The organism is Streptomyces klenkii (assembly GCF_003626645.1).
GTDB lineage: Bacteria > Actinomycetota > Actinomycetes > Streptomycetales > Streptomycetaceae > Streptomyces > Streptomyces klenkii.
In genome coordinates this window covers 247,859-266,515 of the sequence record NZ_RBAM01000004.1, presented here as the reverse complement: position 1 = coordinate 266,515, position 18,657 = coordinate 247,859, and the positions used below count along the sequence as shown (strand labels likewise).

Here is an 18,657-nt window from a genome sequence, read left to right as displayed (position 1 = left end):
CCCTCGTCAAACAGCGGCGCCCTCGTTGTTTCACGTGAAACAACGAGGGCGCCGGCCGGGCCGGGTCAGCTCTGGGCCGCCCACCACTCCTTGAGCGCGGCGACGGCCTCGTCGTGGGACATCGGGCCGTTCTCCAGCCGCAGCTCCAGCATCTGCTTGTACGCCTTGCCGACCTGCGGGCCGGGGCCCACGCCCAGGATCTCCATGATCTGGTTGCCGTCGAGATCCGGCCGGATCGCGTCCAGCTCCTCCTGCTCCTGGAGGCGGGCGATGCGCTCCTCCAGGCCGTCGTACGCCCGCGAGAGCGCATTGGCCTTGCGCTTGTTGCGCGTCGTGCAGTCGGAACGGGTCAGCTTGTGGAGCCGCTCCAGCATGGGGCCCGCGTCCCGTACGTACCGGCGCACGGCGGAGTCGGTCCACTCGCCGGTGCCGTAGCCGTGGAAGCGCAGGTGCAGCTCCACCAGCTTGGAGACGTCCTTCACCAGCTCGTTGGAGTACTTGAGCTTGGTCATGCGCGCCTTGGTCATCTTGGCGCCCACCACCTCGTGGTGGTGGAAGGAGACGCGGCCGTCCTTCTCGAAGCGGCGCGTCCGCGGCTTGCCGATGTCGTGCAGCAGGGCCGCGAGGCGCAGCACCAGGTCGGGGCCACCGCCGGGCTGGTCGCGCGGGGCCTCCAGGGCGACGGCCTGCTCCAGGACGGTGAGCGTGTGCTCGTAGACGTCCTTGTGGCGGTGGTGCTCGTCGCGCTCCAGGCGCAGGGCGGGGAGCTCGGGCAGGACCAGGGCGGCGAGCCCGGTGTCGACGAGCAGCTTCAGGCCCTTGCGCGGGTGGTCGGAGAGGATGAGCTTGTTGAGCTCGTCCCGGATCCGCTCGGCGGAGACGATCTCCAGCCGGCCGCACATCTCGGTCATCGCGGTGACGACCTCGGGGGCGACCTCGAAGTCGAGCTGTGCGGCGAAGCGGGCGGCCCGCATCATGCGCAGCGGGTCGTCGGAGAAGGACTCCTCCGGGGTGCCGGGAGTGCGCAGGACGCGCGCGGCGAGGTCCTCCAGGCCGTTGTGCGGGTCGATGAACTCCTTCTCCGGCAGCGCGACGGCCATGGCGTTGACCGTGAAGTCGCGGCGGACGAGGTCTTGCTCGATGGAGTCGCCGTAGGAGACCTCCGGCTTGCGGGAGGTCCGGTCGTAGGCTTCCGACCGATATGTCGTGACCTCGATGTCGAAGTCGGCTTTGCGGCAGCCCACGGTGCCGAAGGCGATGCCGACCTCCCAGACGGCGTCCGCCCAGGGACGGACGATCTTCAGGACGTCTTCCGGGCGAGCGTCCGTCGTGAAGTCCAGGTCGTTGCCGAGCCGGCCGAGCAGCGCGTCCCGTACCGATCCGCCGACCAGGGCAAGCGTGAACCCGGCCTCCCGGAATCGGCGGGCGAGGTCGTCGGCCACGGGGGAGACCCTCAGGAGCTCGCTCACGGCACGGCGCTGCACCTGGCTGAGCTCGTTGGTCGGCGACTGGGTCAGGCTGTCATTGTTGGCATTCGGCACAACAGAAGAGGGTACGTGGCTGCGCGCCCCGGGGCCTCCCGGTTACGGACGCATGGCGCAGGCCGCACAAAGCGGGCGCAGCCGGGACATCGGGCCGGCTGCGCGATCTTGCGGAGCGGTCCGCAGCACTTCGTCACAGCGGGCCTCGTTACCATTCGTGGACGCACAACCGACGACCACTGACGACGACGAGGGACGGGCGAGCGCGTGGCCGAGGCGGCAGAGACCCAGGAGACCCCCTCCGCTTCTGCCTGCCGGTGGTCCCGGCTCCTCACGACGCTGCTGATGGGCGCGGCGCTGCTGCTCGGCCTGGTGCAGCTGCCGGGCGCGCAGCCGGCCCGCGCCGAGTCCCCCGGCTCCCGCGCGGTCGGCGTCTCGATCAACACGCTGACCCCCGTCGCGCCGAAGCAGGACGACACGCTCACCGTCTCGGGCACCGTCACCAACAACGGCGGCTCGACCGTCTCCGACGCGCACGTCGGCCTGCGGGTGGGCGGCCAGCTCAACAGCCGGGTCGACGCCGACGAGACCGGCAGCCGTGCCGCCTTCTCGCCCGGCAGCGACGGCTCCGAGATCGGCAAGCACACCCAGAAGATCGACAAGCTCCCTCCGGGGGGCAGCCGCGAGTTCAGCATCTCGCTGCCGGCGAAGGACCTGGACCTCGGCAAGGACGGGGTGTACCAGCTGGGCGTCTCCCTGTCCGGGCACACCGCGGACCAGGGGTCCGAGCGGGTGCTGGGCATCGGCCGGACCCTGCTGCCCTGGCAGCCCTCCTCGATCGAGGGCAAGAAGACGCAGCTCACCTTCCTGTGGCCGCTGATCTCCGCGACCCACCTGACGGCCCGCACCGAGTCCGACCAGCAGCAGACGCCGATCTTCCCCAATGACCACCTGGCCGCGGAGCTGGCGCCGGGCGGGCGGCTCCAGCAACTGGTCGCCCTGGGCAAGGGCCTGCACATCACCTGGGTGATCGACCCCGATCTGCTGGCCACGGTCGAGGCCATGACGAAGGCGTACCGGGTGGACGCGCCGGACGGGAAGACCACCGCGGGCCGGGGCCAGGCGGTCGCCAAGCAGTGGCTCAGCCAGCTCCAGAACGCCGTCGCGGGCGACCAGGTGGTGGCGCTGCCGTTCGGCGACCCCGACATCGCGTCGCTGGCCCACCACGGCAAGGACGTCTCGGGCTCCCTGAGCCACCTCCAGTCGGCCACGGAGCTCGCCTCGACGACCGTCGACACGATCCTCGGCGTGAAGCCGCGCACGGACTTCGCGTGGCCCGTCGACGGCGCCGTCGACTCGTCGGTCATCGACGTCGCCACCTCGGCCGGTGCCCACAACGTGATCGCCCGCAGCGACAGCTTCCGCGACCACACGTCCTACACGCCCACCGCGGCCCGCCAGATCGGCAGCGGCAACACGGCCGTCGTGGCGGACGCCCGGATGTCCACCGGCTTCGAGGGCGACCTGGTCCGCGCCGGCGAGTACTCGCTCGCCGTGCAGCGGTTCGCCGCCCAGAGCCTGCTGGTGAACCGGCAGGCGCCGGACAACGAGCGCAGCATCGTCGTGGCGCCGCAGCGCATGCCGACGGCGAGCCAGGCCCAGGCGATGGCCGCGGCGATCGCGGGCCTCTCGGACGGCCGCTGGACGCAGCCGCGGAACCTGGGCGACGCTGCCGCCGCCAAGCCGGACCCGGACGCGAACCAGCAGGTGCCCGGCTCCGGCTCGTACCCCGAGGGGCTGCGCGAGCAGGAGCTCTCCACCAAGGCCTTCCAGGAGATCCAGAAGACCCAGGCGACCCTGGACGGCTTCAAGGTCATCCTGACCTCGCAGGACCGCGTGGTGACCCCCTTCGGCAGCGCGATCATGCGGGAGATGTCGACGTCCTGGCGCGGCAACCCCAAGGGGGCCGCCGAGTTCCGCGACGCCGTGCAGTCGTACCTGTACGGGCTCACCCGCCGGGTGGAGCTGATCAAGAAGTCGGACGTGACCCTGTCCGGGCGCAGCGCGACGATCCCCATGACGGTCCACAACGGTCTGTTGCAGGGGATCGAGGGGCTCCACCTGGTGCTGGAGTCCAGCCAGACGAACCGCCTCCAGATCGACCGGTCCCAGCCGGTGAAGATCAACGGTGGCCAGAACCAGTCGGTGAAGTTCGAGACGCGGGCCAATGCCAACGGCCCGGTGCGGGTGACGGCCCGGCTGTACACGGACGAGGGCCAGCCCTACGGCGACCCGGTCACCTTTACTGTGCATGTCACGTCCATCACCCCTATGGTTCTCCTCGTCATCGCCGGAGGGGTGCTCCTCCTGGTCCTCGCGGGGCTCCGCATCTACATCAAGCGGAAGCGGTCCGCCGCCCGTGCGGCCGACGGTGGCGGGCCCGGCGCGGACGGCGACGGGCCCGGCAACGGTGGCCCGGACGACGACCGGCCGGGGCGGCGGCCGGGTGACCCGGCCCCGGACACCGGATCGCATGACACGGAGCCGTCCGGCTCGGGTGAGAAAGTGGAACGTTGACGCGTAGTGGGGCCGGCCGGCCGCGGACGATGAGGTGGGGTAGCGATGAACGCGCCGTACGACGGTGACCGCGGGCAGGGCGCGGGTGGTGACCAGCGGGGCCAGTACCCGCCGCCACCGCCTGCCCCCGGCACGCCCCGCCAGGGCCCGTACGCCCGGGACCCGTACCTGCGGGACGCCTACGCCTCCGAGCCGTACCCCGGGCACGACCCGGCCGCCCAGGACCCGGTGAGCGACGCGCTGTACGACCGCGCCACGCCCCCGGCGCCGCCCGGCACGTACCGCAACACCTACCCGTTGCAGCAGGGCCCCGGATCGCAGCAGGGCCCCGGCACCGGCTCCCACCCGTGGCCCCCGGCCCCGGGTGACGACGACGCCACGAAGCAGTTCGCGGCCGTGGACGGCTTCGCCGACCCGCCGGGGGAGGACGGCCCCCAGCGGGACGCGTTCGCCCACCTCTACCGCGACCAGCAGCAGCCCTACGAGCCGCCGCGGACGCCGGGGCAGCAGATCCCGGCGCCGGGGCAGTACGGCTCCCCCGTGCCCCCGCCGAAGATCCCTGCCCCCGAGCCCGCCGAGGAGCCGGAGCCCGCTCCGCAAGCCAAGGGCGGCAAGGCGGCGAGCCTGCTGAAGTCGAGCGCCCTGATGGCGGCGGGCACGATGGTCTCCCGCCTCCTGGGCTTCGGCCGCAACCTCGTCATGGCGGCGGCGATCGGCGTCGGCACGCTCAACGACGACTACCAGGTCGCCAACGTCCTGCCGACGATGATCTACATCCTGGTGGGCGGCGGCGCGCTGAACGCCGTCTTCATCCCCCAGCTCGTGCGGGCGATGAAGAACGACGAGGACGGCGGCGAGGCCTACGCCAACCGCCTGCTCACCCTCGTGATCGTGCTGCTGGCGGGTGTCACCACCGTCTGTGTCCTGGGGGCGCCGCTCTTCATCCAGGCGATGTCACCCACCATCGCCGCCGACCCGCACCGGATGGACGTGGCCGTCGCGTTCGCCCGCTACTGCCTGCCCACGATGTTCTTCATGGGTGTGCACGTGGTGCTCGGCCAGATCCTCAACGCGCGCGGAAAGTTCGGCGCGATGATGTGGACCCCGGTCCTCAACAACATCATCATCATCGCCACCTTCGGCTCCTTCATCTGGGCCTTCGGTCCCTTCACGGACAGCAACGTCAACGCGGCCAGCATCCCGGCCGAGGGCGTACGGCTGATCGGCATCGGCACACTGCTGGGCCTCGTCGTCCAGGCGCTGGCCATGCTCCCCTACCTGCGCGAAGCGGGATTCCGCCTCCGGCCCCGCTTCGACTGGCGCGGCCAGGGCCTGGGCAAGGCCGCGGGTCTCGCCAAGTGGACCTTCTTCTTCGTCCTCGCGAACCAGCTCAGCATGGTCGTGGTCACGCAGCTCGCCACCAAGGCGGGCGCGCTGGCGGAGAAGGGCGGACACACCGGTACAGGCATCACCGCTTACAACTTCGCCCTACAGCTCTGGCAGATGCCGCAGGCCATCATCACCGTCTCGGTGATGACCGCGGTGCTCCCCCGGATCTCCCGCGCCGCCCACGACGGCGACGCCTCCGCCGTCCGCGACGACCTCTCCCACGGTCTGCGCACCTCGGCCGTCGCCATCGTGCCGTGCGCCTTCGCCTTCCTGGCGCTGGGCGTCCCCATGGCCACGCTGATGTTCTCGGGCGGCTCGGGCACCGAGGGCGCCACCAACATCGGCTTCATCCTCATGGCCTTCGGTCTCGGTCTGATCCCGTACTCCGCGCAGTACGTCATCCTCCGTGGCTTCTACGCCTACGAGGACACCCGTACGCCCTTCTACAACACGCTGATCGTCTCGGCGGCTTTCGCGGCCTCCGCCTTCTTGAGCTACGTCCTTCTCCCCGCCCGCTGGGCCGTCGCCGGCATGGCCTTCTCCTACGGCCTCGGCTACGCCGTCGGCGTCGGTGTGGCGTGGCGCAGGCTGCGTACGCGGCTCGGCGGCGACCTGGACGGCTCGCGCGTCATCCGGACGTATGCCCGCCTGGCCGGCGCGTGCGTGCCCGCAGCGCTGATCGGCGGAGCCGTGTCCTACGGAATCAGCGAGGTTCTCGGCAAGGGCGTGCTCGGTTCGCTCGCCTCTCTGACCGGTGGTGGTCTCATCCTGATCGCCGTCTTCTACGTCGCCGCGAAGCGGATGCGGATCGAGGAGCTGACGGCCATGGTCGGTATGGTCCGCGGGCGTCTCGGACGCTGACGGGAGCACAACCTTCGCCCGCCGCCGTGTGTCGTGCATAGCGCCGGACTGTGGGCACAATTGTCATGGCTGTGGACAGCGTGCAACGGATGGGGAGGCAGGAACGACGGTGGCAGAACGGAGCACAGCTGCCGTCGACGTGGCAGGCAACAGCGGCGGTGAGCCGCTGACCGCCAAGGCGGGCAAGGCCACGGCCGACGGGGCGGAGGCCGCGATCAAGGCCGGCACCCAGAAGGACACCGGGCGCGCGGACGGCAAGAAGACGGACGCCGGGAAGCCCGCGCGCGAGGACCGGGCCCCCGAGCTGCACAGCGGCCACAAGCTCGCCAGAAGGTACCGCCTGGAGGAGTGCGTCACCCGTCTGGAGGGATTCAGCAGCTGGCGTGCCGTGGACGAGAAGCTCCGCCGCGCCGTGGGCGTCCACCTGCTGCCCGCCGACCACCCGCGCGCCCGCCCCGTCCTCGCCGCCGCCCGCTCCGCCGCCCTCCTCGGCGACCCGCGCTTCGTCCAGGTCCTCGACGCCGTCGAGGAGAACGACCTGGTCTACGTCGTCCACGAGTGGCTGCCCGACGCCACCGAGCTCACCAACGTCCTCGCCTCCGGCCCCATGGAGCCGCACGACGCCTACCAGCTCGTGAGCCAGGTGTCCCAGGCCATGGCCGCCGCCCACCGCGAGGGCCTCGCGCACCTGCGCCTCCACCCCGGTTCCGTGCTGCGCACGGGCACCGGGCAGTACCGCATCCGCGGCCTCGCGGTCATGGCCGCCCTCCGGGGCATCACGTCCGACCACCCCCAGCAGACCGACACCGAGGCCATCGGCGCGCTCCTCTACGCCGCGCTCACCCAGCGCTGGCCGTACGAGGACAGCGCCCACGGCCTGCCGGGCCTGCCCAAGGGGGTCGGCCTGATCGCCCCCGACCAGGTCCGCGCCGGCGTCCACCGCGGCCTGTCCGAGCTCGCCATGCGCGCGCTCGTCAACGACGGCTCCACCGCGTCACGGCAGGAGAAGCCGTGCACGACGCCGGAGGAGCTGTCCAAGGCCGTCGCCGCCATGCCGCGCATCCGGCCCCCGGAGCCGTCCTTCACCCCGCCGCCGGGCGGCTACCCGCGCCCGCACGCCTACGGCCAGCTGCCGCCGCACGGCGGCAGCGCCACGGGCCCCATGCCGGTGCCCCCGCCGCCTCCGCTGCAAGGCCGCACGGGCCGGGCGCTCAAGTGGAGCGTCGCCGCCCTGCTGATCGCCGCCCTGGGCCTGGCCAGCTGGCAGCTCGCGGACACCCTCCTCAAGGACGGGCAGGAGGACCGCCCGCAGATCTCCGAGTCGACGGGCGACGGCGACCAGAAGCCGACCGGCGACCCGATAAAGATCGTCGACGCCCAGGAGTACGCCCCGGACGGATCTCCGCAGGGCGCGGACCGGGTGAAGAACACCTACACCAAGAACGACGATCCCAAGGAAGTCTGGCGCTCGCGCACCTACAACGAAGGCCCCTCCCTGAAGCAGTACAAGGGCGGCGTCGGGATCATCTACGACCTCGGCGGCAAGCAGCAGCTCAGCTCCGCGGACATCAAGCTGCTCTACGGCGGCGAATACACCGAGGTGTCGCTCTACGCGGCGAAGTCCCTCGACGGCACCGAGTCGCTCAAGTCGATGAAGAAGCTGGCGACCAAGAAGACGTCGACCGATTCGATAAGCCTCTCCCTCAAGAAGCCCCGCGAGACCCAGTACGTCCTCCTCTGGATCACCGCGGCGCCTTACTCTGGCGCTGACGGACAGACCTTCGCCGGAGCCGGCTACAAGCAGGGCATCAACAACGTGAAGTTCACCGGCTGACGCGCAGGACGGACCTCAGGGGGAGGGCTCGACGGTGGACGACGTCATGCGTGACGGCCTGAGCGACGCCGATCTCCTCGCCCGGCACGTCGCCGGCGACCCCGACGCCTTCGGCGAGATCGTGCGCCGGCACCGTGACCGCCTCTGGGCCGTCGCCCTGCGGACGCTCGGCGACCGGGAAGAGGCCGCGGACGCCGTGCAGGACGCCCTGGTCTCCGCCTACCGCGCCGCGCACACCTTTCGCGGGCAGTCCGCCGTCACCACATGGCTGCACCGCATCACCGTCAACGCCTGCCTGGACCGCGCCCGCAAGGCCGCGTCCCGGCGTACGGCTCCTCTCGCCGAAACCGAACGGCTTGAACAGCTCATCGAGCCCCACGAGTCTGCTGCCGCACCCGCGGAGCGCGGGGATCTGCACCGGGAACTGCTCCAGGCGCTGTCCACGCTGCCTCCCGATCAGCGCGCGGCCCTCGTCCTGGTCGACATGCAGGGGTATCCCGTGGCCGAAGCCGCAGAGGTGCTCGACGTTCCCGTGGGCACGGTGAAGAGCCGTTGCGCACGGGGAAGGGCCCGGCTGCTGCCGATCCTCACCCATCTGCGCCCCGGTGGCGGGGGTAGCCCACCGTCCGACGGGGGAAGGAACCGGACGCAAGGGGCGTCCGTCCCACCACCGGCAGGACAGAGCGACGCAGATCCAGTGAAGGGTGGAGGTGGGCGAGCGTGACTTCGATGACCGGCACGGATGGGCACCCGGAGGTCGGGGAGATCTCCGCGCTCACCGAGGGGGTGCTCTCGCCGTCGCGTACCGCGGACGTCCGGGAGCACCTGGCGGGCTGCGAGCTCTGCGAGGACGTCCGCAGCTCCCTGGACGAGATCCGCGGCGCGCTCGGCACGCTCCCCGGTCCGCCGCGGATGCCGGCGGACATCGCCGGCCGGATCGACGCCGCTCTCGCCGCCGAGGCATTGCTGGACTCGACCACGCCGCCGTCGGGTGTGCGTGTGCCTTTCCTTGTTTCACGTGAAACGGGAACGCGTGAAACAGGAACGCGCGAGACGGGGGCGCGGGAAACAGGGACGCGGGAAACAGAGCCCCTGCCCCACGGTGCCGTTTCACGTGAAACAGAGCCCTCCGCCCACGGCGCCGTTTCACGTGAAACAGGGGCCGCCCCCCGGAAGACTCCAGCGCGCGAAACCGCCCGGCCTCGTCCCGCCACCGGCCCCGGCCGCCAGGGGCCGCCGCCCGGCAAGCCCGGGGGCAGGCGCGCCCGGCGGCGCTGGCCCGCAGTGCTGCTCGGGAGTGCCTGCGTCGCCGCCGCGATCAGCGTGGGCGGAATCTTCTGGCAGTCCGGTGGGACGGATGCCCCCACCCGGACGCCCGCCAAGAGCGGTGAGAGCCATGCGGCAGCGCATGCCCTCGCCTCCGGCGATCTCACGGCACGGGTGCAGGAGCTTTTGAGGCCGTCGCCGTTCAGCGCCACCGAGTCCCATGGGAAGACCGCCGAGAGCCCGGAGAGCCCGCCCAGCAAGACGCTCAACGCCCCGGGCGGCACGGCTCCGCTCTGCGTGCGGCAGGGCATCGGGCGCTCGGAGCAGGAGCTGATCTCCGAGCCGGAGACCTATCAGGGTGAGGACGCCTATCTCATCGTCCTGCCGCACCCCGGGGACGGCACGCTCGTCGACGCCTTTGTGGTCTCCGCCACCTGCGTCGACGCCGGCGGCACCGCTCCGGGCAAGGTGCTGCTGAACGAGACGCTGCCACGGTCCTGAGCCGTACCGGCCGCAGCAGGCGCCCACGGGAATGCCCGACCCGTAGGATCCGTTGGGTGGGGTGAACCCCCTCAAGGACCCGAGACAGCAGTCGGCAGACAAGGAAGACTCCCGTGAGCGACGTCCGCAACGTGATCATCATCGGCTCCGGGCCCGCGGGCTACACGGCCGCGCTCTACACCGCCCGCGCCTCGCTGAAGCCGCTGGTCTTCGAGGGCGCCGTGACCGCCGGTGGTGCCCTGATGAACACCACCGATGTCGAGAACTTCCCCGGCTTCCGTGACGGGATCATGGGGCCGGACCTCATGGACAACATGCGCGCGCAGGCCGAGCGCTTCGGCGCCGAGCTGATCCCGGACGACGTCGTCGCGGTCGACCTCAGCGAGGAGATCAAGACCGTCACGGACTCCGCCGGCACCGTCCACCGCGCCAAGGCCGTGATCGTCACGACCGGCTCGCAGCACCGCAAGCTCGGTCTGCCCCGCGAGGACGAGCTGTCGGGCCGCGGTGTCTCGTGGTGCGCCACCTGCGACGGCTTCTTCTTCAAGGACCAGGACATCGCCGTCATCGGTGGTGGCGACACCGCGATGGAGGAGGCCACCTTCCTCTCGCGCTTCGCCAAGTCCGTCACCGTCGTCCACCGCCGTGACACCCTGCGCGCCAGCAAGGCCATGCAGGAGCGCGCCTTCGCCGACCCGAAGATCTCCTTCGTGTGGGACAGCGAGATCGCGGAGATCCACGGGGAGGGCAAGCTGTCGGGCCTGACCCTGCGCAACGTCAAGACCGGCGAGACCTCCGAGCTGCCGGTGACCGGTCTGTTCATCGCGATCGGCCACGACCCGCGCACGGAGCTCTTCAAGGGCCAGCTGGAGCTGGACGACGAGGGCTACCTCAAGGTGGACGCCCCCTCGACCCGCACCAACCTGACCGGTGTCTTCGCCGCCGGTGACGTCGTGGACCACACCTACCGCCAGGCGATCACCGCCGCCGGTACGGGCTGCTCCGCGGCGCTGGACGCCGAGCGCTTCCTCGCCCACCTCTCGGACAGCGAGCACGTCCGCGAGCCCGAGAAGACCGCCTGACCCCACCCCCCGCCAACCCTCCCCACGCAAAGAATTTAAGGAGACCTCCGTGGCTCTCAAGGCTGTGACCGACAAGACCTTCGACGAGGACGTCCTCAAGAGCGACAAGCCCGTTCTGGTGGACTTCTGGGCCGACTGGTGCGGCCCGTGCCGTCAGATCGCCCCCTCCCTGGAGGCGATCGCGGCCGAGTACGGCGACAAGATCGAGATCGTCAAGCTCAACATCGACCAGAACCCCGGCACCGCCGCGAAGTACGGCGTGATGTCGATTCCGACCCTGAACGTCTACAAGGGTGGCGAGGTCGTCCAGACGATCGTCGGTGCCAAGCCGAAGGCCGCTCTGGAGCGCGAGCTGAGCACCTTCATCCACGCGTAAGCATCACTCGCCCGGACGGCCGGGTGCGGTTTCACGTGAAACCGCACCCGGCCGTCCGGCGTTTGTGCAGAAGGCAGTCGCTACAGCGGCCGCAACGCGGGCTCCTTCTGGACCGCCCCCAGCAGACGGTCCAGCGCAAGCTCGACGTCCTCCTTCCAGGAGAGCGCCGTCCTGAGCTCCAGCCTCAGCCGCGGATACCGCGGATGCGGTCGCACGGTCTTGAAGCCGACGGCCAGGAGGTGGTCGGCCGGCAGCACACAGGCCGGCTCCTTCCAGCGCGCGTCGGCGAAGGCCTCGATGGCCTTGAACCCCCGCCGCAGGACGTCCTTGGCAGCGGTCTGCACCATGACCCGGCCGAGGCCCTGCCCCTGGAAGCCGGGTGACAGCCACGCCGTGATCAGCTGAACCGCGTCCGCGGCGACGGGGCTCGTGGAAAAGGTGGCCGACCGGGGAACATAGGCGGGCGGTGCGTAGAGCACAAAGCCCACCGGCACCTCGTCGACGTACACCACACGGCCGCAGGATCCCCACTCCAGCAGGACGCCGGAGATCCAGGCCTCCTTCTCCAGCTCGGGCCGGCCCGCCTTCAGCGCGGCTTCGCCGCTGACAGGGTCGAGTTCCCAGAAGACGCAGGAGCGACAGCGCTGGGGGAGGTCCGGGAGATTGTCCAGCGTGAGCGGTACGAGCCGACGCCCCATGGAGCCAATTCCTCACTTCCGTCGCGTGCCATACCCCGGGCGGCGCTCAGCACGCTCCGTTCCCAGAGAAGGCTGCCGACGAATCCGCCGACTGCTCCCAGGCCGAAGCCTGTTGCCACCAGTCCGGTCCGGCCCACCCATCGCATGGCCCCGCCCCTCCGCGAACTGTGTCAACGTGGTTGCGCCATACCCCAACGCATCGTATCCGGGGAGGGGTTGAGCGAACAGCGCGGCAAGGCAAAGGGCGGGTGGTGTTTCACGTGAAACACCACCCGCCCTTTGCCTTCGGGCTCAGCCCTCGTCCTAGTCCTCGTCGTCGGCGGAGAGCTTCTGCTCCATGACCCGGCCCTCGCCCGGGGCGAGCGTGCCCAGGATGCGCTCCAGGTCCTCCATCGAGGCGAACTCGACGACGATCTTGCCCTTCTTCTGGCCCAGGTCGACCTTCACCCGGGTCTCGAAGCGGTCCGACAGCCGGGTGGCCAGATCGGTGAGCGCCGGGGAGACCCGGGTGCCCGCGCGGGGGCCCTTGGGCTTGACCAAGCCCTTCGTCTCCCGCTTCAGCAGGGTCACGATCTCTTCCACGGAACGCACCGACAGCCCCTCGGCCACGATGCGCCCCGCGAGCCGGATCTGCTCCTCGGTGTCGTCGATCGAGAGCAGGGCACGGGCGTGTCCGGCCAGGAGCACGCCGGCCGCGACCTTCCTCTGCACCTCCGGGGAGAGCTTGAGCAGCCGCAGCGTGTTGGAGACCTGGGGACGCGACCGTCCGATCCGGTCCGCCAGCTCGTCATGGGTGCAGTTGAAGTCCTTGAGCAGCTGGTCGTAGGCGGCAGCCTCTTCCAGCGGGTTCAGCTGCGCCCGGTGCAGGTTCTCCAGGAGGGCGTCGAGGAGGAGCTTGTCGTCCTCCGTCGCGCGGATGATGGCCGGGATGCTGTCCAGGCCGGCCTCCCGGCAGGCCCGCCAGCGGCGCTCACCCATGATCAGTTCATAGCGCTCCGGGGCGGTCCGGCGTACGACCACCGGCTGGAGCAGCCCGACCTCGCGGATGGAGTGGACCAGCTCGGCAAGGGCGTCCTCGTCGAAGACCTCCCTCGGCTGCCGCGGATTGGGCGTGATGGCGTCCAGCGGCAGCTCTGCGAACTGCGCTCCCGTTCCCTGGGCCTCCTCCGCATCCGTTTCACGTGAAACGGCGACGTCCATCACCGGCAGCGGGGTCACCTTGGCCGTCGCCACCCCCCGCTCCGGCGTGAGAACCGGCACCGCGGCGGGGGACGTCGCGCCCGGCCCCACGGCCGAGCCGGCGCTCTCCGATGCCTTCGGCGCCGCTGGAATCAGGGCACCGAGCCCACGGCCCAGTCCTCTACGTCGATCGCTCACTGCAGCCCCTCCGACATGCTGTGCTGGTCTTGCTGTTGTTGACGGCCCACCAGGTGAGCCCTACTGCCGTCGTAACGTACGCCCACGCCCCGCAGCGCGATCTCCCGGGCTGCCTCCAGGTAGGAAAGCGCTCCAGTGGAACCCGGGTCGTACGTCAAGACCGTCTGCCCGTAGCTGGGCGCCTCGGAGATGCGGACGGACCGGGGAATGCTGGTCCGCAGCACCTCATGGCCGAAGTGGGTGCGCACCTCATCGGCCACCTGGGAGGCCAGCCGGGTCCGGCCGTCGTACATCGTCAGGAGGATCGTCGAGACGTGGAGCTTGGGGTTGAGGTGCCCCCGCACCAGCTCCACATTGCGCAGCAGCTGGCCGAGGCCCTCCAGGGCGTAGTACTCGCACTGGATGGGGATCAGCACCTCGGCGCCGGCGACCAGGGCGTTGACCGTCAGCAGGCCGAGCGAGGGCGGGCAGTCGATGAGGATGTAGTCCAGCGGCTGCTCATAGGCCTTGATCGCACGGTCGAGCCGGCTCTCACGGGCGACGAGGGAGACCAGCTCGATCTCGGCGCCCGCCAGGTCGATCGTGGCGGGCGCGCAGAAGAGGCCCTCCACATCGACGACCGGCTGCACCACGTCGGCGAGCTTCTTGCTGTCCACCAGGACGTCGTAGATCGACGGAACCTCTGCGTGGTGGTCGATGCCCAGCGCGGTGGAGGCATTGCCCTGGGGGTCGAGGTCGATGACCAGGACACGGTTGCCGTGCAGGGCCAGTGAGGCCGCCAGGTTCACGGTCGTGGTGGTCTTGCCCACGCCGCCCTTCTGGTTGGCGACCACCATGACCCGGGTCTGCTCCGGCCGGGGCATCGGCGGCGGTGTTTCACGTGAAACCGAGCCGACGAGCTCATTCACGGGCAGCACCCCGGCATCAGCCACGGGCAGTACCCCGGGATCAGCCGACGGCGCGGAGTCGGCGGGGCGGGGACCGGGGACCGGATCGGCCATCGGCCCCGCGATATTGGCGTCGGACCGCAAGGATTCACTCTCCTCGACATCAGGCTCGCAATGGACAGAGCCTGCCATGCTTTCGGGGTTGTGAACCAGCGAGGCCCGTTCTCCTGTGGATGAATCCAGCATTCCTGTGGATACACCAGCGTCGCCGGTGCCACCGGCGCGCTCGGCCGTCCGCTGGCCGCGCGGCACGGCCGCGCGGCCCCGGTCGATGATTCCCTGTAGCAAGGAGCGTCGTTTCACGTGAAACACGATGCAGCGCACGCTCTGCGCCGCGGCGACGACACTCCGCTATGGATAGGTTTGGCAGGTTGTATGGAGCATTGCCCTGCTCCACCGGGGTGACCCGGAAGGGTGATCTCAGCGACGGCGGCGCGAGCGTCCCGCGGCCTTGGCCCGCTTGGCGGCGAAGCGCACACCGCCCGGGCTCTCCCCCACCTCGACCCGGACCACCGTGGACGGCGGGTCCACGACGCCCTGGCCGACCTGGAGGATCGAGGTCCGGACCACGCCGAGCTTGCTGAGCGCCGCACGAGCGCCCTTCAGCTCCTCCTCCGCGGTGTCGCCCTTGAGGGCGAGCATCTCGCCGTACGGCCGCAGCAGGGGCACGCCCCAGCCCGCGAGCCGGTCCAGCGGAGCCACGGCCCGCGCGGTGACGACGTGCACCGGCTGCACCTTGCCGAGCATCTCCTCGGCGCGGCCGCGCACGACCGTGACGTGATCCAGGCCCAGCAGCTCCACGACCTCCTGGAGGAACGTCGTACGGCGCAGCAGGGGCTCCAGGAGGGTGATCTGGAGGTCCGGCCGGACCAGGGCCAGCGGGATGCCGGGCAGCCCGGCGCCGGAGCCCACGTCGCACACGGAGACGCCGTCCGGGACGGCCTCGGAGAGCACCGCGCAGTTCAGCAGGTGCCGCTCCCACAGCCGCGGAACCTCACGGGGACCGATGAGACCACGCCGTACGCCCGCGTCCGCGAGCACTTCGGCGTACCGAACGGCTTCCGGCAGGCGGTCACCGAAAACCTCCCGGGCCTCGGGGGGCGCCGGGGGGAGCTCCGCTGCCTCATCCACGGGAAACCGTCCTTCCGTACGACGTCTCTCTGAGCATCACTGGGATTCAGAGTCTGCATATCAGGCTGACAAGGATCGGCCCCGCCTGCGAGCAGACGGGGCCGGACACACCTAGAAGTGGGATCGGGAAAGCCGGGGGGAACCGGGCGGGGATCCGCCCGGGACGGTCAGGCCGGGAGGACGACGACGAAGCGCTGCGGCTCCTCGCCCTCGGACTCGCTGCGCAGGCCCGCGGCGGCCACGGCGTCGTGGACGACCTTGCGCTCGAAGGGCGTCATCGGGTCCAGCTTGACCGGGCCGCCGGTGCTGCGGGCCTCGGCAGCCGCCTGGGCGCCGACCTTCGCCAGCTCCTCGCGCTTGCGGGCGCGGAAGCCGGCGATGTCCAGCATGAGCCGGCTGCGGTCGCCGGTCTCCCGGTTCACGGCCAGCCGGGTGAGCTCCTGGAGCGCCTCCAGCACCTCGCCGTCACGGCCGACGAGCTTCTGGAGGTCACGGCTGGTCGAGTCGCTGATGATCGACACCGCGGCGCGGTCGGCCTCGACGTCCATGTCGATGTCGCCGTCGAGGTCGGCGATGTCGAGCAGACCCTCGAGGTAGTCGGCCGCGATCTCGCCCTCCTGCTCGAGGCGGGACAGGGTGTCGGTGCCCTCAGCGGCGACACCGCTGGTCTGGCGCTGCGTGTCCGTCACAGTGGACTCCTTCATCACTTCTTGGAGGGGTGCTTGGGCCGCTGCGGGCCGCTCTTGCGCTGCCCGGGCTTGCCGCCCGCCTTGGCGTCCTTGGCGCCGCCGGCGGCCTTGGCGTCCGTCCCGGACTCACCCTGCTTCTTCTCCAGCGACGGCTTCTGCTCGTCCGCGGCGGAGGTGGTGGAATCGGTGGAGGCGGCGTCGGAAGCGGCCGGGGTCGTGCCCGCGACCTGGCGCTTGGCCTTGGTCTGGCGCTTGGGCTGCTGACGCTTGGCACGGGCGGCCTCGACGGCCTTGCGCGCCTCGACCTCGGCCGGGTCCTCCTTGAGCTTGCCCTTGGCCCGCAGGCGGTCCTGGCGCTGCTTGAAGGCGAGGCTGCCCGGGGTGGGGTTGCGGCGGATGACAAACATCTGCTGGCCCATGGTCCACACGTTGGTGGTCAGCCAGTACAGGAGCACACCCGCGGGGACGTTGATGCCGATGACCGCGAAGATCACGGGGAAGACGTACATCAGCATCTTCTGCTGCTGCATGAACGGCGTCTTCACCGAGAGGTCGACGTTCTTCGTCATCAGCTGGCGCTGGGTGTAGAACTGCGACAGCGACATCAGGACGATCATGATGATCGTGACGACGCGGACGTCGGTCAGCGTGGCGCCGAGGCTCTCCACCTTGGAGGCGGAGTCGAGGAACTTCACCGACAGCGGGGCGCCGAAGATGTGCGCCTGGCGGGCGCTGTCCAGCAGCTCCTTGTCGATGAAGCCGACGGTCTTGCCCTGGGCGATGTGGTTCAGGACCTGGTACAGCGAGATGAAGAAGGGCGACTGGGCCAGGATCGGGAGACAGCTCGAGAGAGGGTTGGTGCCCGTCTCCTTGTAGAGCTTCATCATCTCTTCGGATTGGCGCTGCTTGTCGCTCTTGTAGCGCTCCTGGATCGCCTTCATCTTCGGCTGGAGCGCCTGCATGTTCCGCGTCGCCTTGATCTGCTTCACGAAGAGCGGGATCAGGCAGATGCGGATCAGGACCACGAGGGAGACGATGGACAGCCCCCACGCCCAGCCGCTGTTCTTGTCGAAGACAAGGCTGTACAGCGAATGAAACTGGACGATGATCCAGGAAACTGCGTAATAGAGGGGACCGAGGATCGTGTCCACGAATCAGGCTCCTTGGGCGTTGGGCTGAGTCTCGGGCTGTGCGGCAGGCCCCGAGGCGGGGTGCCCACCCAGTCGGCTCCTCAGCCGCTGGTGCCAGACCGGACGCTTCCGGGGAGGAACGTGGTCGACGCCACCGAGCGACCACGGATTGCAGCGCAGGACGCGCCAGGCCGTCAGCGCCGTTCCTTTGACCGCACCGTGCACGTCAATGGCTGTGTAGCCGTAGTGCGAGCACGACGGGTAGTACTTGCAGACCGGGCCCAGGAGCGGGCTGATGGTCCACTGATAGAGCTTGATCAACCACAGCAGCGGATACTTCACCGTGCGCTCCCTCCCTGGCTTCGGCCAAGGTCCCCGGGGGTCTCCCTGGGGGAATCGGAACGGCGCGGCGCCCCTCCCAACAGCCGCTGCAGTGCGGTGTCAAGATCACGGGCCAGCTCATCGTGGTCCGCCTCGCCCGAGCCGGGCAGGGCCCGTACCACCACCAGGCTACCGGCGGGCAGCTGATCGAGCCGGTCACGCATCAGGTGGCGAAGCCTGCGCTTCACCAGATTGCGGACAACGGCGACGCCGACGGCCTTGCTGACGACGAAACCCGCACGCACCGGGGGAACGTTCTCCCCAGGTGTGTGCGGGTCCGTTGTACCGCTACGGAGGTGGACGACGAGGAGCGGGCGGCCTGCCCTGCGTCCCCGGCGCACCGCGGTCGCAAAGTCCTCGCGCCGCCTCAGACGATTGTCGGTAGGCAGCACGGCATGGACCTATTGGTCGTCAGGCTGCTCAGGCCGACAGGCGGGCGCGACCCTTGCCACGGCGGGACGCGAGAATCGCGCGGCCGGCACGGGTGCGCATGCGCAGGCGGAAGCCGTGGGTCTTCGCGCGACGGCGGTTGTTCGGCTGGAAGGTGCGCTTGCTCACTCGGGGGCTCCAGAAATGATTCGGTGGTGGCGGGACATCGCCTGGCTGTCACCGTGCGCCCACGAGAAGCTCGCAACGCCCGAGTGCACCGCTTCATAACCACGCACAGATTCGACGCGATCTTTGCCCATCGGAGGCAGGCGGCAGCAGCCATCGACAACTCGACCTGGTCACGGTACGCGCGGCTACGCCATTCGGTCAAACCGGCAGCGCACCAGGGATACACCGTAGCCCGCCGTGGCCCGGTGGGACGACACGGCTCGCGTCATGGCACATTTGTACACACCCTGTGGACAACGACTTGAACCACGCACCGCGGGCTGACTACCGTGGCTGAACTCCGAATCCTTCCCGCCCGTCCCGAGAACCACACATTCGT

Annotated in this window: 16 protein-coding genes and 1 pseudogene; 7 read left to right on the top strand and 10 right to left on the bottom strand. The window is 70.1% G+C overall.

The genetic code is table 11. The features are described from left to right. Positions 1 to 65: 65 nt before the first annotated feature. Complete coding sequence (locus D7231_RS11280) at positions 66 to 1,541, bottom strand: CCA tRNA nucleotidyltransferase (protein ID WP_120754998.1); 1,476 nt, start codon at positions 1,539 to 1,541, stop codon at positions 66 to 68. A gap of 207 nt (positions 1,542 to 1,748) precedes the next feature. Between D7231_RS11280 and D7231_RS11275 the strand changes: the two genes are divergently transcribed. The 7 genes from D7231_RS11275 to trxA all read left to right on the top strand — a co-directional run bounded on the left by D7231_RS11275 (position 1,749) and on the right by trxA (position 11,367). Continuing rightward, complete coding sequence (locus D7231_RS11275) at positions 1,749 to 4,058, top strand: DUF6049 family protein (RefSeq protein ID WP_120754996.1); 2,310 nt, start codon at positions 1,749 to 1,751, stop codon at positions 4,056 to 4,058. A 45-nt stretch (positions 4,059 to 4,103) separates the two neighbouring features. Further along, complete coding sequence (murJ, locus tag D7231_RS11270) at positions 4,104 to 6,308, top strand: murein biosynthesis integral membrane protein MurJ (RefSeq protein WP_120754994.1); 2,205 nt, start codon at positions 4,104 to 4,106, stop codon at positions 6,306 to 6,308. Between the two features lie 109 nt (positions 6,309 to 6,417). After that, a complete protein-coding gene (locus D7231_RS11265; protein WP_120754992.1) occupies positions 6,418 to 8,142 on the top strand; it encodes a protein kinase family protein in 1,725 nt (574 codons plus the stop codon). Between the two features lie 46 nt (positions 8,143 to 8,188). Beyond that, entirely contained in the window at positions 8,189 to 8,866 is a 678-nt protein-coding gene (gene sigM / locus D7231_RS11260) for an RNA polymerase sigma factor SigM (RefSeq protein ID WP_120755575.1), read from the top strand. Between the two features lie 560 nt (positions 8,867 to 9,426). Then, the gene (locus tag D7231_RS38315; RefSeq protein ID WP_338419851.1) at positions 9,427 to 9,909 is read left to right on the top strand and encodes a hypothetical protein; all 483 of its coding nucleotides are present in this window, start codon (positions 9,427 to 9,429) and stop codon (positions 9,907 to 9,909) included. Between the two features lie 113 nt (positions 9,910 to 10,022). Then, a complete protein-coding gene (trxB, locus tag D7231_RS11250; RefSeq protein WP_120754988.1) occupies positions 10,023 to 10,991 on the top strand; it encodes a thioredoxin-disulfide reductase in 969 nt (322 codons plus the stop codon). 49 nt (positions 10,992 to 11,040) lie between these two features. Then, positions 11,041 to 11,367, top strand: a complete 327-nt coding sequence (gene trxA / locus D7231_RS11245; RefSeq protein WP_120754986.1) for a thioredoxin — start codon at positions 11,041 to 11,043, stop codon at positions 11,365 to 11,367. 80 nt (positions 11,368 to 11,447) lie between these two features. Here trxA and D7231_RS11240 read toward each other — a convergent pair whose 3' ends face one another. The 9 genes and pseudogenes from D7231_RS11240 to rpmH all read right to left on the bottom strand — a co-directional run bounded on the left by D7231_RS11240 (position 11,448) and on the right by rpmH (position 18,278). Next, on the bottom strand, positions 11,448 to 12,065 hold the full coding sequence (locus D7231_RS11240) for a GNAT family N-acetyltransferase (protein ID WP_120754984.1): 618 nt from the start codon (positions 12,063 to 12,065) through the stop codon (positions 11,448 to 11,450). Between the two features lie 303 nt (positions 12,066 to 12,368). Next, positions 12,369 to 13,442, bottom strand: a complete 1,074-nt coding sequence (locus D7231_RS11235; RefSeq protein WP_120754982.1) for a ParB/RepB/Spo0J family partition protein — start codon at positions 13,440 to 13,442, stop codon at positions 12,369 to 12,371. Then, complete coding sequence (locus D7231_RS11230; RefSeq protein WP_120754980.1) at positions 13,439 to 14,521, bottom strand: ParA family protein; 1,083 nt, start codon at positions 14,519 to 14,521, stop codon at positions 13,439 to 13,441. The genes D7231_RS11235 and D7231_RS11230 overlap by 4 nt, the downstream gene beginning before the upstream one ends. A gap of 288 nt (positions 14,522 to 14,809) precedes the next feature. Further along, positions 14,810 to 15,520 (bottom strand): 16S rRNA (guanine(527)-N(7))-methyltransferase RsmG, encoded by a 711-nt coding sequence (gene rsmG, locus D7231_RS11225; protein WP_120754978.1) that lies wholly within the window; start codon positions 15,518 to 15,520, stop codon positions 14,810 to 14,812. 167 nt (positions 15,521 to 15,687) lie between these two features. Beyond that, complete coding sequence (locus tag D7231_RS11220; protein WP_241999652.1) at positions 15,688 to 16,209, bottom strand: Jag family protein; 522 nt, start codon at positions 16,207 to 16,209, stop codon at positions 15,688 to 15,690. Between the two features lie 14 nt (positions 16,210 to 16,223). Beyond that, positions 16,224 to 17,360, bottom strand: a complete 1,137-nt coding sequence (gene yidC, locus D7231_RS11215) for a membrane protein insertase YidC (protein ID WP_120754974.1) — start codon at positions 17,358 to 17,360, stop codon at positions 16,224 to 16,226. 3 nt (positions 17,361 to 17,363) lie between these two features. Then, on the bottom strand, positions 17,364 to 17,681 hold the full coding sequence (yidD, locus tag D7231_RS11210; protein WP_120754972.1) for a membrane protein insertion efficiency factor YidD: 318 nt from the start codon (positions 17,679 to 17,681) through the stop codon (positions 17,364 to 17,366). A gap of 62 nt (positions 17,682 to 17,743) precedes the next feature. Continuing rightward, a pseudogene (gene rnpA, locus D7231_RS11205) lies at positions 17,744 to 18,112 on the bottom strand (ribonuclease P protein component); the annotation flags it as partial. Positions 18,113 to 18,140: 28 nt separating this feature from the next. Further along, complete coding sequence (gene rpmH / locus D7231_RS11200) at positions 18,141 to 18,278, bottom strand: 50S ribosomal protein L34 (protein ID WP_003949374.1); 138 nt, start codon at positions 18,276 to 18,278, stop codon at positions 18,141 to 18,143. Between the last annotated feature and the right edge of the window lie 379 nt (positions 18,279 to 18,657).